Origin of the sequence: Enterobacter sp. 296B2 (genome assembly GCF_034106185.1) — a bacterium.
In the GTDB taxonomy this organism is placed as follows: domain Bacteria; phylum Pseudomonadota; class Gammaproteobacteria; order Enterobacterales; family Enterobacteriaceae; genus Enterobacter; species Enterobacter cloacae_N.
In genome coordinates this window covers 21,376-34,159 of the sequence record NZ_JAWNCA010000020.1, presented here as the reverse complement: position 1 = coordinate 34,159, position 12,784 = coordinate 21,376, and the positions used below count along the sequence as shown (strand labels likewise).

At 61.4% G+C, this 12,784-nt stretch carries 12 protein-coding genes; 3 read left to right on the top strand and 9 right to left on the bottom strand.

Annotation, left to right across the window (positions count from 1 at the left end):
• Positions 1-7 precede the first annotated feature (7 nt).
• The 4 genes from URZ40_RS15245 to tctD form a co-directional block, all read right to left on the bottom strand.
• The gene (locus URZ40_RS15245) at positions 8-1,207 is read right to left on the bottom strand and encodes a nicotinamide mononucleotide deamidase-related protein YfaY (protein WP_320720765.1); all 1,200 of its coding nucleotides are present in this window, start codon (positions 1,205-1,207) and stop codon (positions 8-10) included.
• Between the two features lie 93 nt (positions 1,208-1,300).
• Positions 1,301-1,840 (bottom strand): YfaZ family outer membrane protein, encoded by a 540-nt coding sequence (locus URZ40_RS15240; RefSeq protein WP_116338600.1) that lies wholly within the window; start codon positions 1,838-1,840, stop codon positions 1,301-1,303.
• A gap of 130 nt (positions 1,841-1,970) precedes the next feature.
• Positions 1,971-3,380, bottom strand: a complete 1,410-nt coding sequence (locus URZ40_RS15235; protein WP_320720764.1) for a sensor histidine kinase — start codon at positions 3,378-3,380, stop codon at positions 1,971-1,973.
• A complete protein-coding gene (gene tctD / locus URZ40_RS15230; protein WP_116338597.1) occupies positions 3,367-4,041 on the bottom strand; it encodes a transcriptional regulator TctD in 675 nt (224 codons plus the stop codon). Before tctD ends, URZ40_RS15235 begins: the two co-directional genes overlap by 14 nt.
• 141 nt (positions 4,042-4,182) lie before the next feature.
• Between tctD and URZ40_RS15225 the strand changes: the two genes are divergently transcribed.
• Genes URZ40_RS15225 through URZ40_RS15215 form a run of 3 tightly spaced genes read left to right on the top strand, consistent with a single transcriptional unit; the run spans position 4,183 to position 7,132 of the window.
• Positions 4,183-5,163, top strand: a complete 981-nt coding sequence (locus URZ40_RS15225; RefSeq protein ID WP_047363034.1) for a tripartite tricarboxylate transporter substrate binding protein — start codon at positions 4,183-4,185, stop codon at positions 5,161-5,163.
• Positions 5,164-5,174: 11 nt separating this feature from the next.
• Entirely contained in the window at positions 5,175-5,606 is a 432-nt protein-coding gene (locus URZ40_RS15220; protein ID WP_014884622.1) for a tripartite tricarboxylate transporter TctB family protein, read from the top strand.
• 11 nt (positions 5,607-5,617) lie between these two features.
• A complete protein-coding gene (locus tag URZ40_RS15215; RefSeq protein WP_320720763.1) occupies positions 5,618-7,132 on the top strand; it encodes a tripartite tricarboxylate transporter permease in 1,515 nt (504 codons plus the stop codon).
• Here the strand turns inward: URZ40_RS15215 and menE are convergent, their stop codons facing one another.
• Genes menE through menD form a run of 5 tightly spaced genes read right to left on the bottom strand, consistent with a single transcriptional unit; the run spans position 7,133 to position 12,753 of the window.
• Positions 7,133-8,494: an o-succinylbenzoate--CoA ligase gene (gene menE / locus URZ40_RS15210; protein ID WP_320720762.1), complete on the bottom strand. Its 1,362-nt coding sequence runs from the start codon at positions 8,492-8,494 to the stop codon at positions 7,133-7,135.
• A complete protein-coding gene (menC, locus tag URZ40_RS15205; RefSeq protein WP_320720761.1) occupies positions 8,491-9,456 on the bottom strand; it encodes an o-succinylbenzoate synthase in 966 nt (321 codons plus the stop codon). The genes menE and menC overlap by 4 nt, the downstream gene beginning before the upstream one ends.
• Positions 9,456-10,313: a 1,4-dihydroxy-2-naphthoyl-CoA synthase gene (menB, locus tag URZ40_RS15200; RefSeq protein WP_061097555.1), complete on the bottom strand. Its 858-nt coding sequence runs from the start codon at positions 10,311-10,313 to the stop codon at positions 9,456-9,458. The genes menC and menB overlap by 1 nt, the downstream gene beginning before the upstream one ends.
• Positions 10,310-11,086 (bottom strand): 2-succinyl-6-hydroxy-2,4-cyclohexadiene-1-carboxylate synthase, encoded by a 777-nt coding sequence (menH, locus tag URZ40_RS15195; RefSeq protein ID WP_320720760.1) that lies wholly within the window; start codon positions 11,084-11,086, stop codon positions 10,310-10,312. Before menH ends, menB begins: the two co-directional genes overlap by 4 nt.
• Positions 11,083-12,753 carry a 2-succinyl-5-enolpyruvyl-6-hydroxy-3-cyclohexene-1-carboxylic-acid synthase gene (gene menD, locus URZ40_RS15190; RefSeq protein WP_320720759.1) on the bottom strand — a complete coding sequence of 557 codons (1,671 nt, stop codon included), beginning with the start codon at positions 12,751-12,753 and terminating at the stop codon, positions 11,083-11,085. The genes menH and menD overlap by 4 nt, the downstream gene beginning before the upstream one ends.
• Between the last annotated feature and the right edge of the window lie 31 nt (positions 12,754-12,784).

Here is a 12,784-nt window from a genome sequence, read left to right as displayed (position 1 = left end):
ACAGGCGTTACTCAACGAACAAAGACTCGACAACGTTAATCCAGCCGTGCTCGCTGGCAACCTCTTTGCCGTTGAGCCAGCGGCGCAGCATGTTCAGCGCCATCATGGCGCACACCTCCTGACGCACCACCAGGCTGTGGCGGGTGATGCTCATTTTCACCCGCAGCGCCCAGGTGCCTTCCGGCGTCGCCAGCGCGAAGTTGAGGTATTCCTCATCCAGCCCGCCGACAAACAGCGCCAGACCGGCAAAATGCTTCACCCTTCTCTCGGAAGCCCAGCGGGCGGTTTGCGCCAGGGTCTCCTGCTGGAACGGCACCACTTCGCTGGCGAGCAGCGGCGCGTTGACGCGCGACAGCTGCAGCGCCAGCAGGCCACCGGTGAACTGCTCGCTTAGGGTCACGCTGAGCTGGCGAGTCTGGAGATGTTTTGCAATCTGAACGGGTAACCCTTCCGTCCCTTCAAAAACCAGGCTTTCGCCCGCCACGCGCTGCACCTCGGGCCACAGGGCCAGCATCGCCTCTTTCTGCGCAGCAGGTCCTGTTAATTTGAGTTCAATGATCGGCATAGAGGAGCGATAGCCCATGGACACGCCCGGCGGCAGCGGGAGGCGATCGAGGCTCTGGGCCAGATCGCTTTCCGAGCGGCCAAAGGTCGTCAGGCGCAGGCACAGCGGAGGTTCTGGCAGGGTAAAACGAGCGCGAAGCCGCGGCAGGATCTGCTGTTCGACCATCACCTTAAATTCGGAAGGTACGCCCGGCGTGAAGAACATCAGGCAGCGGTTCAGCTGCATGGCGAACCCGCATGCGGTACCGACCGGGTTATCAACCAGCTCGGCGCTGGCGGGAATTTCAGCCTGTTTGCGGTTGCTGGGGGCCATGACGCGGCCACGTTCGGAGAAGAAGCGCTCCATCTGCGAAAGCCACGCCTCGTGCAGCACCAGCCCTTCGCCTTTTGCGGTCGCGGCGGCCAGCGCGCTGAGATCGTCACCGGTGGGGCCAAGCCCGCCGTTCACGATCAGCACGTCGCACTGTTCGCTGCGCTCGCGCAGAATAGCGACCAGCGACTCAAGATTGTCGCCCACGGTATTGCGGCGCGTTAACGGTAATCCTTGCTCAAAGAAAAGATCGGCAAGCCAGGCAGCATTGGTATCGATAATCTGTCCATGCAGCACTTCGTCGCCGGTGGATAACATCTCCACGTTAATCATTGTGTTCTCCCGCTTATTTGGTCAAAACACTATAGCGCAAACGTGGGAGGGAGATGAGAGAAACTGGCGCGACGGAACGCCGCGCCGGAACGATTAGAAGCCTGCGCTCACGCCCACATACGGGCCATCAGCCAGCGCGTTATCGCGGTTACCGTCTTTACCGGCCAGGTTCAGATAACGATAGCCCGCTTCGAGGGTAATCGGACGCATGATGGTCCAGCGCGCGCCGGCGTTGGCTTCTTCATAGCTGTCGATGCCGCTGGAGAGAGAGTCAGGAGAGTAGTAGTACTCACCAAACAGGCCAAAGCTGTCGCCAATTTTCCACTGCAGGCCGCCGCCCACAGCCGCCGCATACCCTTCATCACCGTCGTTCGGGTTGGTATAGATACCTTTACCCCCCACGGTGGCCAGGAATGGGCCAAGAGGAATGTTCAGACCGAGGCCGAGGCTGGCCGCATCGCCGTCGTCGTCGTTGTGGGTCCAGCCGCCGGTCATCGCCAGACCGGAGGTTTCAGTACCCATGCCAAAACCGAGGTGGGTATAGTCCTGACCCGCCGAACCATTAACACTAATGGCGTTAGCCGCCGCAGATACAACCATCAGGCCGAGGCCCAGTAATGCCACTTTTTTCATTGTCGCGATCCCGCATAATTATTATAGAGAAGTCCCAAAACCGCGAGATTTTAACCTGAGTCTCCCGGGGATCAAGCACTCTGCGTGCGGCGGACAGGAAGATTGTAACGATTTGAAACCTGCGGCTTTTTTACGTAAGCAGCAGAAAGCGCATTTTGACGCACAGGCCGCCCAGCGTTCCGCTGCGGGTCAGCTGCAAATGGCTGCGGTGAAGACGGGCGATGTCCCCCGCCAGCGCCAGTCCAATCCCGGAACCAGAGGCGTCCCCGACGTTGTCCAGCCGGTGGAACGGCAGCATCGCCTGGTAGATCTGATCCTCTTCGATGCCGGGTCCGCTATCCTCAACGCTCAGCTCAACGGCACCGCCGTCCACGCGCAGGAAAACGGTCACGGTCCCGCCTGCAGGCGTATATTTAATCGCGTTCTCCAGCAGGTTGGCGCACAGCTCACCCAGCAGAACGTCATCGCCTTCGATCATCACCGGCTGCTGTACGCCGTCATACCCTAAATCGATCGCCTTGCTCCGCGCCTGCGCCAGCCGGGAGAAGCAGCAGTTCTGCACCACCTGAACCAGATCCACGGGCGTGAACTGACGATCCCCCTGCTCTTTGCCCTTCACCGCTGAAAGCTGCAACAGCCGCTCGGTGAGCACGATAGTGTCGTCCAGGGTGGCATTCATTGCCCGCAGGCTCTCCTGCCACAGAGCGGGATCCTGGCGAGTGAGGGCGACGGAGACCTGCGTTTTAAGCACCGCCAGCGGGGTTTTGAGCTGGTGCGACGCATCCGCGTTAAAGCGTTCCTGCCGCGAAAGCACGCCGCGCAACCTGTCGATATAGCGGTTAAAGGCAACAATCAGCAGCCGGGTCTCCGACCAGGGCAGCAGCTCAGGCAGGGGCGCGAGCAGGCCCGGCTCGCGACGCACCATCAGAGACGAAAGCTGGCGCATTGGGCGCAGCACGCGGCGCAGCAGCCACGCGGTCAGCACCAGCGTCAGCAACACCAGCAGCCCCTGCGAGACCCAGGATGAAAAGAGCAGCTGGCTGGCGAGATAGCGGCGGGACTGGAGCGTCTCCGCGACGTAAATCTCCGCCATGCCAAAAATATTATCTTCAGTTACGGGCTGCAGCAGACGCGCCACCCGAATCGCCTGGCCACGATATTCAGTGTGGTAAAACCAGGCCAGCGCCGGGTAAAGGGTGGTGCGCGACGTCGCAGGCGGCATCTTCGGCAGATCGTCATAGCCGGAGATCACCCGGCCGTCGGGGTCGACAACCTTATAGTAGAGCCGGTCGTTCATGTTGAGCTCAAAGCTGTCGAGCACCACCCAGGGCACGTCCACCGCCAGCCTGCCGTTGTGCACCTCCAGCCGCTCTGAGATGGTGCGGGCAGAAGATAACAGCGTGCGGTCGTAAGCCTGCGTGGCCGCCTGCAGCGCGCTGACGTAGCTGTTAAAGGCCGACAATCCCCACAGCAGCAGCAGCGGCAGGCCAAGGAAAAGCAGCAGCTGCAGGTAGAGCGACTGCGGCTTAACCCACCTCATCGCCGCACTCCAGCACGTACCCAAGCCCCCGCAGGGTGGTGATCCGCACGCCGCTGCCGGCCAGTTTCTTACGCAGGCGGTGAATATAGAGATCGATGCTTTCAGGGCTGACGTCGTCGTTAAGGCTGAACACCTGGTCGAAAAGCTGCTGACGTGAAACCGGACGGGTCCGGCGGTGCATCAGCACTTTCAGCAGGGAGAGCTCGCGCGGCGTCAGGGAAAGCGGTTCATCGCGCAGCAGGAAAAAGCCCTCGTCGTCATACTCCAGCTCCCCAAGGCGCTGGCGCTCCTGCGTCCGCCCCTCGCTTCGGCGCAACAGGGCGCGCAGACGTGCGTCAAGCTCCTCCAACTCAAACGGTTTTGGCAGATAGTCGTCTGCCCCGGCGTTCAGTCCCTTCACCCGATCCGCCACGTTGCTTCGGGCGGTAAGAAACAGCACCGGCAGCGTCTGCCCCCGTTTTCTGAGGCGATGGACCACTTCGAGACCGTCAAAACCGGGCATGCCGATGTCCAGAATAGCAACCGCGTAATTTTCACCCTGCAGCAGATGGTCGGCGGCGCGCCCGTCGGAGACGCAGTCCACGGCAAAGCCTTCCTGCACCAGCGCTTTCTCCAGCCAGTGAGCCAGCTCACGATTATCTTCTGCCAGTAAGAGACGCATGTCACATCCTGTAAAGTTGGTTCCCCATTGAAAGGGAAATGAAAGGTTATTGTTTTAACAATCACGCAACGGAACCGCTACAAGGTGGTTCACATAATCAGAAAAAAGACCCATACCCGTACCCCGGCGTGAGGATAAACGATGAAAAAACAATTACTTTCTACCCTTGCTGCAAGCGTATTGCTGTTGAGTACCTCTGTCGTTCAGGCCCAGGACGCTCCGTCCCGTACCGAATGTATCGCCCCGGCCAAGCCGGGCGGCGGCTTCGATCTCACCTGCAAACTGATTCAGGTTAGCCTGCTGGAGACGAAGGCCATCGAGAAACCGATGCGCGTCACCTACATGCCCGGCGGCGTGGGCGCGGTGGCCTATAACGCCATCGTCGCACAACGACCCGCAGAAGCGGGAACGGTGGTGGCCTTCTCCGGCGGCTCGCTGCTGAACCTGTCGCAGGGCAAGTTTGGCCGCTACGGCGTGGACGACGTGCGCTGGCTGGCGACCGTCGGCACCGACTACGGGATGATTGCCGTACGTGCCGATTCCCCGTGGAAATCCCTGAAAGATCTGCTGACCGCCATGGAAAAAGATCCGAACAGCGTGGTGATTGGCGCAGGGGCGTCTATCGGGAGCCAGGACTGGATGAAAGCGGCCCTTCTCGCCCAGCAGGCAAAGGTTGACCCGCACAAGATGCGCTACGTGGCCTTTGAAGGCGGCGGCGAACCGGTCACGGCGCTGATGGGCAACCACGTTCAGGCCGTTTCCGGCGATCTCAGCGAGATGGTGCCGTACCTGAGCGGGGATAAAATCCGCGTGCTGGCGGTCTTCTCAGAAAACCGACTGCCGGGGCAGCTGGCGAACGTCCCGACCGCCAAAGAGCAGGGTTATAACCTGGTCTGGCCAATCATCCGCGGGTTCTTCGTCGGGCCAAAAGTGACCGATGCCGAGTACCAGTGGTGGGTCGACGCGTTCAACAAACTTCAGCAGACCGAAGAGTTTAAGAAACAGCGCGATCTGCGCGGGCTGTTTGAGTTTAACCTGACCGGTAAGCCGCTTGATGAGTACGTTAAAAAACAGGTGAATGACTACCGCGAGCAGGCGAAAGCCTTTGGCCTGGCGAAATAAGCGGAGGCGCTATGAGCGATCGTATTTTTGCCGGGATATGGCTGCTGCTCTGCGTTGGCGGGATGTTTGTCGCCTGGCAGATCCACAGCGAGTACAGCTATGAACCCGTGGGGCCCCGCCCCTTCCCGATGGGCATCGTCGGCCTGATGCTGCTCTGCTCGGTGGCGCTGCTACTTCGCCACCCGGATACCGTCGAGTGGCCGCCGCGTCGCATTCTGCAGCGTCTGCTGGTGATGGTGATCGTGCTGCTGATGTATGCCTGGGGCTTTGAATGGCTCGGCTTCCCGGTGGCAACCGCTATCCTGACGATGGTCATCGGCATGCTGTTTAACGCCACCCTCCCCGCTGCGGGGATCTCTGGCGTGGTGATGGGGATTTTACTGTGGTACGCCTTTGACCGCCTGCTGGACGTGACCTTACCGCTCGGCGCCTGGCTTAATTAACGGAGCACGCTATGGATACCTGGATTTACCTCTCGCAGGGGTTCGCCGTGGCGATGACCCCGGAAAACCTGGTGATCGCCCTGATAGGCTGTTTCGTGGGGACGATTGTCGGCCTGCTGCCGGGCCTTGGGCCGATCAACGGCGTGGCGATTTTACTCCCGCTGGCGTTTGCCCTGCATCTGCCTGCGGAGTCGGCGCTGATCCTGCTGGCAACGGTCTATATCGGCTGTGAATATGGCGGACGCATTTCGTCAATCCTGCTTAACGTGCCGGGGGATGCGGCGGCGATCATGACCGCGCTGGACGGCTACCCGATGGCGCGGCAGGGACGCGGCGGCGTGGCGCTCTCCATCTCTGCGGTCAGTTCATTCTTTGGCTCAATGATTGCCATTGGCGGCATCATTCTGTTTGCGCCTGCGCTGGCCCAGTGGTCGCTGGCATTTGGTCCGGCAGAATATTTTGCCCTCATGGTGTTCGCCATTGCCTGCCTCGGCAGCATGATGGCGCAAAATCCGCTGAAGTCGTTTTTGTCCGCGCTGATTGGCTTAGGGTTAGCCACCGTCGGCGTGGATGCCAACACCGGGGTTTATCGCTTTACCTTCGACAGCGTTCACCTGTCCGACGGCGTGCAGTTCATCGTGGTCGTGATCGGCCTGTTCTCTGTCTCTGAGATCTTACTGATGCTGGAGCATACCAGCAGCGGGCAGACGCTGGTGCGCAAAACCGGCCGGATGCTCTTTAGCGCTAAAGAGGGCGCGCAGTGCATCGGCGCCACGCTGCGCTCGTCGGTGATTGGCTTCTTCGTCGGCATCCTGCCGGGCGCCGGGGCCACTATCGCCAGTGCCATCACCTACATGACCGAGAAGAAGCTCAGCGGCAACAGCGACAGCTTTGGTAAAGGCGATATTCGCGGCGTCGCCGCGCCTGAGGCGGCTAATAACGCCTCGGCCTGCGGCTCGTTTATCCCGATGCTGACCCTGGGCGTGCCGGGTTCCGGCCCCACGGCGGTGATGATGGGCGCGCTGACGCTCTATAACATCACGCCCGGCCCGGCGATGTTTACCGAGCAGCCCGATATTGTCTGGGGGCTGATTGCCGCGCTGCTGATCGCTAACGTGATGCTGCTGGTAATGAATATCCCGCTGATTGGGCTGTTCACCCGCATGCTAACCATTCCCCTGTGGTTCCTGGTGCCCGCCATTGCCGCCGTCTCTGCGGTGGGGGTGTACGCGGTGCACAGCACCACGTTTGACCTGGTGCTGATGGTGGTCCTGGGCGTGTTCGGCTACATCTTGCGAAAAATGCACTTCCCGATGTCACCACTGATTTTGGGCTTTGTGCTGGGTGAGATGCTGGAGCAGAACCTGCGCCGCGCCCTGTCCATCAGCAATGGCAATGTGTCGATACTTTGGGACAGCAGCGTCGCGAAGGTTCTGTTAGCGCTGGCAGTAATGGTGATTGTGGTGCCGCCGGTGTTGCGCCTGCTGCGTCGTCGCCAGCGCAAACCGGAGCCGGATATCGGCTAACTACACGGACAGCTGGGCATTCACCCACTGTTTTAACGCCTGGCGGGAGATCTTAATCCCGCCATTTTTTAGCTCAGCCGGCAGCACCAGCCAGTGAACAGGCTGCTCAAAGCGTGCCAGCCTGCCCTGTACCCAGGCCGGGAGACGGGTGATATCCGTTCCCGGCTCGCACTCCACCACCGCTACCGGGCGCTGTCCAAACTCGGCGTCATCCAGCGGGACGATAAACACCTGGTTAATCTGCGGGTGCGCGGCGATAACGCGCTCCAGCGATTCCGGCTGGATCCCCTCTCCTCCGCTGAAAAAGAGGTTGTCCATTCGGCCTAAAATCGTCAGACGGTCGCCATGCCATTCCCCGCGATCGCGGGTGGCGAACCAGCCCTGCGCGTTGGTCAGCGGAATTAGCGCGCCGTCCCGCCAGTAGCCGGAAGCCATGCTTTGCGCTTTGATCCAGACTTCACCGTTAACGACCTGCACCTCTCTGCCCGGCAGCACACAGCCCACATCCGGATCGCCGTCAGCCTCTTTTGCGCAAACGGTAGAGGCAAACTCGGTCAGGCCGTAGCCGCAGTACGTCCGAATCCCCTGCTCCCGGGCCTTTTTCGTCAGCGTCACGGGAATGGCCGCCCCGCCAAGCAAAACCGCTTCCAATGCGATGTGGCTTTCGCTATTCAGCAGACGCCAGAGCTGGGTCGGCACCAGCGAGGCGTGGGTGCAGCCGCGCAGCGCCTGCTCCAGCGGCTGCTTCTCGCGCACGGTTAAGCGCGCACCGGCCTGAAGCCAGCGCCATAAAATCCCCTGGCCGGAAACGTGAAACAGCGGCAGCGAAAGCAGCCAGTCGTCGTTATCTCCGTAAGGCATCAGCGACAGCACGCCGCGAGCGCTGGCAAGATGGGCGTCGCAGGTATGCACCGCCGCCTTCGGCAGCCCGGTGGATCCGGAAGTCAGCGTCATGGAGGCCAGCCGCGTCGGTTGCCACGCAGCGCAGTACGTATCCGCTGGCTCGCGCATGCTCAGGGCATGAAGACCGTCGTAGCGGCCGTCCAGCACCAGCGCAAAGCGCAACGTCATCTGCGGGATCAGCACGTCAAGCAGCGGACGCGGCAGCTGCGGATTAACGGGAAGAATACGCGCCCCGCACTGCAGCAGCGCCAGCCATGCCAGCAGCGTTTGCGGGTGGTTATAGGCCAGCAACAGTACGCCGTCGCCCTCCTCCACCCCCTGCTGATGAAAGCCTGCCGCAAGGCGGTCGACGCGCGCGCACAACTGGCGCCAGGAGAGCGCTTCGTCATTCAGCCTCAGGGCCGGTTTATCGGCAAAACGCGCGCACCAGTGCCGCCAGGGCCAGTCGGTAAAGCTCATAGCAACGGCTCCAGCGCCTCTGCGTCGAGGCACGGCAGCGCGCTGTCCGGCCACGTGCGGATAAGCTGCGCCTGCATCAGATTAAGCGTGTCGAGGCCAGGAACCGTGTCCGGCGTTAGCCAGGCGGCAATGCGCGCCAGCTGACTCAGCCCAAGGCTGGACTCAATCGACGAGCTGATCACCGCCGTCAGCCCCAGCGCGTGCGCCGCCGCGACCTGCTCGCGCACCTTCGCAAGGCTACCGGTCAACGTTGGCTTAATCACCACCGCGCTGACGCCGGGCTCGGCGACAAATTCAAAATCGTCTTCGCGCAGGCTTTCATCCCAGGCGATAGCAATCCCCGTGTCGCGGGCAAAGGCGCGCGAATCATCGCGGGTTTTGCACGGTTCTTCGAGGAAGGCAATGCGGCTGCGGTACGCCGGGGTGACGTACTTCGCGAACTGCTGCGCCTTAAGCGGCGTCCAGGCGCGGTTGGCATCCAGACGCAGGTGCAGATCGGGGATTGCTTCCAGCAGCAGGTTAGCGACCATTCCGTCGCGCACCGCTTCGTAGAGACCGACTTTAATTTTCGCCACTTTCTCGCCCGGCATGGCGGAGAGCTGCGCGAACAGCTCGTCCGGATCTCCCGTGCAGAGCGGTGCCGCGCGGTAATTAGCCTCTTTCGGCAGGCTGCCGTCCAGCTCCGCCAGCGCGCAGCTGATACCAAACGCCGCAGAAGGCGCGTCCGGCAACGCCGGGTTTGCGCCCTCACGCCACGCCTTTGCCCACGCCAGCAGCGCAGCCTGCGCGTCATCCAGCGACTCCAGGCTAAAGCCCGGCAGAGGCGAAATCTCGCCCCAGCCTTCCCGCTCGTCCTGCTGCAGATGAACGAAGAAGCCGTCACGGGTTTTTAACCGCCGTTCACGCAGCACCACGCCCGCGTCCATCGGTATCTGCCAGCGATAAACCTGCGCGCGACGCATTACGGGTTCCGTTTGTATTTGCTGAAGTCCGGCTGGCGTTTTTCGTTAAACGCGTTGCGTCCTTCCTGACCCTCTTCGGTCATGTAGAACAGCATGGTGGCGTTGCCCGCCAGCTCCTGCAGGCCCGCCTGACCGTCACAGTCGGCGTTGAGCGCGGCCTTCAGGCAGCGCAGCGCCATCGGGCTGTTTTGCAGCATTTCGCGGCACCAGCGCACGGTCTCTTTTTCGAGATCGGCAATCGGTACCACGGTATTGACCAGGCCCATATCCAGCGCTTCCTGAGCGTTGTACTGACGGCACAGGAACCAGATTTCGCGGGCTTTTTTCTGCCCGACGATGCGCGCCATATAGGACGCGCCCCAGCCGCCGTCGAAAGAGCCTACTTTCGGGCCGGTCTGGCCGAAGATGGCGTTTTCCGCGGCGATAGTCAGGTCGCACATCATGTGCAGCACGTGGCCGCCGCCTATGGAGTAACCCGCCACCATCGCCACCACCGGTTTCGGACAGGTGCGGATCTGGCGCTGGAAATCGAGCACGTTCAGGTGGTGCGTACCCGCATCGTCCTGATATCCGCCGTAGTCGCCACGCACTTTCTGATCGCCACCGGAGCAGAAGGCTTTCTCACCTTCGCCGGTCAGCACAATCACGCCGATGCTGTCGTCGTAGCGCGCATCCGCCAGGGCCTGAATCATCTCTTTGACGGTCAGCGGACGGAAGGCGTTACGCACCTGCGGACGGTTGATGGTGATTTTGGCAATGCCGTCGGTGGATTTGTGGTAACGAATGTCGGTGTAGCCTTCGGAGCAGTCCTGCCATTCAACCGGCGCATAAAGCATATGTTCATCAGGATAGATCATAGAGTGTCCTTTATTCGAAGACGCAGTATCTGAGCCAGACTCGCGGCAACCGCGTCGGGGTTTTCCCGGTGGGCGTTGTGTCCGGCGTTGGGAATCGCATGGTGAACGGCGTCCAGCTCAGCGGCCAGGGCCGCGAACTTCTCATCCCGTTCACCATAGAGATAGTCAAAAGGGAAATTGCATACGCTAATCGCGGCACGCAAATCGGGCTGCACGGCCAGCGATGTTGCGTCGAGCATCTTCGCCAGCGTCGAGCCGTTGTTCTGGCTGCGCAGGGTAACAAGCGCCTTGCGCTGGTCGTCCGTGAGGGAGGCAAACACGGGCTGTTGATACCAGTCGGTAAAAACCGTTTCCAGCGGTTCGGTGCGAAAACGCGTTGCCCAGCGATGGTCGGATAACCGCCGCGCAGTGCGCTCGTTCTGATCCTGCAGACCCGGATGCCCACCTTCAACAATCACCCCATGCAGCCCCTTCGGCTGCTGGCAGGCATGAAACATCGCAATGCGGCCGCCGAGGGAGTACCCCACCAGCCAGAAGTTTAGTATGTTGTAACTAAGAAGGGTTCGGGTGAGCAAATGACTCATCTCGTCGAACCCCGTCACGGTTATCTCCCCTGACTCACCGTGGCCCGGCAGGTCAAGATAGAGCCGGGGATACTCGCTGAGCGTCTTCCCGACATCCTGCCACTCGCGGCAGTCGCCGGAAAAACCGTGCAAAAAGACCAGCCAGGGATAGCCTGGCTTTCCGGCCTGCTGCACGCCCGAGAGGATCACAGCTGGCTCACCTGCGCCAGCAGGCTTTGCAGGGTCTGCGCGCCGTCGGCCTCGTTCACCACCAGCTCAATCAGCGTCGCGCCCGGCTGCTTCCAGGCGGTGCTTAACGCCGCATCCAGCTGTTCCCAGCTTTCCGGACGATGGTATTTCAGGCTAAACATCGCCGCGGCGTGTTCAAACTGCACGTTCTGCGGCATCAGATAGAAGCGCTCGCGCTCGCTCTGGGGCGTCGGTAACAGGGAGAAGATCTGCCCGCCGTTATTATTGACTACAATCAGCACAAACGGTGCAGATGCCTGACGCAGCAGCGCCAGCGCGTTGAGATCGTAGAGCGCGGAAAGATCGCCCACGATCGCCAGCGTCGATTTCGCGCTGGCGCGCTGCACGCCTGCCGCCGTCGAGATCAGCCCGTCGATGCCGCTGGCGCCACGGTTGCTGTAAACCGGATAGCCCGCCGGCAGCTTCGAAAAGGCGTCAATCAGCCGCACGACGAGGCTGTTGCCGACAAACAACTGGCCCTGTTCAGGCAGGTACTGGCGAATACGGTGCGCCAGCCCGGCTTCGCTGAATGCCTCACAGCGCGCTTTGGTGATTTCCCACGCCTGACGCGACAGCTCCGGGATCGCCACCGCCCAGGGCTGACGTTTTTCCGCCGGGTGCAGTTCCAGCCAGCTGTCAATTTCGCTCACCAGACGACGGCCGCGATGGTGCGCCGGGTCGAGCCGCCCTTCCAGCGCGTCCACCACCCAGTACTCTTCAGGCGTGCAGGTCGCCTGCCACTGCAGCAGACGTTTGCCGGTAAGGCTTGCGCCGATCTGGACCACAATCTGCGCCTGTGAAAGCTCAGTAACCGCTTTCGCGTTACCCAGCCAGAGATCGGCGCACGGCAGCGGCTGACCGGTCTGGGAAAGCACGTCGCCAATCAGCGGCCAGCCAAGGGTTTGCGCCCATTCGGCGACCCGCCTGCCTTCGGCGGCGCTCATGCGCCCGGCGATAACCACGCCGCGCTTCTGCCGCCAGAAGAACCAGTCGCGCTGCTTCGCGCTCTCAAGATGCGTCTGCTCGCGCAGCCACGGCTTTTCACTCTGCCACCAGTCGCCGAGTGACTGCAGCCAGTCAATACCGGTATCGTCCAGCTCCCCGTAAAGCGGTTCGGCAAACGGGCAATTGATATGCAGCGCCCCGCTGCGCAATGTTGCCATGGCGTGATCGACGGTGGAGACCAGCCAGCTTGCCGGAATATCCTGGGTAGGACGCGGTAACGAAACCGTCTGTGAGGGATGCGAAGAAAACAGTCCCGGCTGGCGTATGGCCTGATTGGCGCCACAGTCGATTAGCTCAGGCGGGCGGTCGGCCGTCAGCAGGATCAGCTTTTCACCGGTTAACCCGGCTTCAATCAGTGCCGGATAGAGGTTCGCCACGGCGGTACCGGAGGTGACGATCACCGCCACGGGTTCTTTGCTAACCTTCGCCAGCCCGAGCGCGAGATGGCCAAGGCCGCGTTCGTCAAAATGGGTGTGGTGAATCAACGCCCGGTTTTCAGCGGCTGCCAGCGTCAGCGGCGTTGAACGAGAACCCGGTGCAATACACACGTGCCTGACGCCATGGCGCGTCAGGGCTTCAAGGATCACCGCCGCCCAGCGTCGGTTAAAAGAACTTACTGACATGAGATTGTCCGGTATCAAGAATGCGACACAG

Excerpts from the sequence above, each read along its gene's own strand:
- menE (WP_320720762.1), bottom strand. The coding sequence starts at position 8,494 with ATGAGCTTTACCGACTGGCCCTGGCGGCACTGGTGCGCGCGTTTTGCC.
- menB (WP_061097555.1), bottom strand. The coding sequence starts at position 10,313 with ATGATCTATCCTGATGAACATATGCTTTATGCGCCGGTTGAATGGCAG.
- menD (WP_320720759.1), bottom strand. The coding sequence starts at position 12,753 with ATGTCAGTAAGTTCTTTTAACCGACGCTGGGCGGCGGTGATCCTTGAA.
- URZ40_RS15245 (WP_320720765.1), bottom strand. The coding sequence starts at position 1,207 with ATGATTAACGTGGAGATGTTATCCACCGGCGACGAAGTGCTGCATGGA.
- URZ40_RS15220 (WP_014884622.1), top strand. The coding sequence starts at position 5,175 with ATGAGCGATCGTATTTTTGCCGGGATATGGCTGCTGCTCTGCGTTGGC.
- tctD (WP_116338597.1), bottom strand. The coding sequence starts at position 4,041 with ATGCGTCTCTTACTGGCAGAAGATAATCGTGAGCTGGCTCACTGGCTG.
- URZ40_RS15215 (WP_320720763.1), top strand. The coding sequence starts at position 5,618 with ATGGATACCTGGATTTACCTCTCGCAGGGGTTCGCCGTGGCGATGACC.
- URZ40_RS15240 (WP_116338600.1), bottom strand. The coding sequence starts at position 1,840 with ATGAAAAAAGTGGCATTACTGGGCCTCGGCCTGATGGTTGTATCTGCG.
- menC (WP_320720761.1), bottom strand. The coding sequence starts at position 9,456 with ATGCGTCGCGCGCAGGTTTATCGCTGGCAGATACCGATGGACGCGGGC.
- URZ40_RS15225 (WP_047363034.1), top strand. The coding sequence starts at position 4,183 with ATGAAAAAACAATTACTTTCTACCCTTGCTGCAAGCGTATTGCTGTTG.
- URZ40_RS15235 (WP_320720764.1), bottom strand. The coding sequence starts at position 3,380 with ATGAGGTGGGTTAAGCCGCAGTCGCTCTACCTGCAGCTGCTGCTTTTC.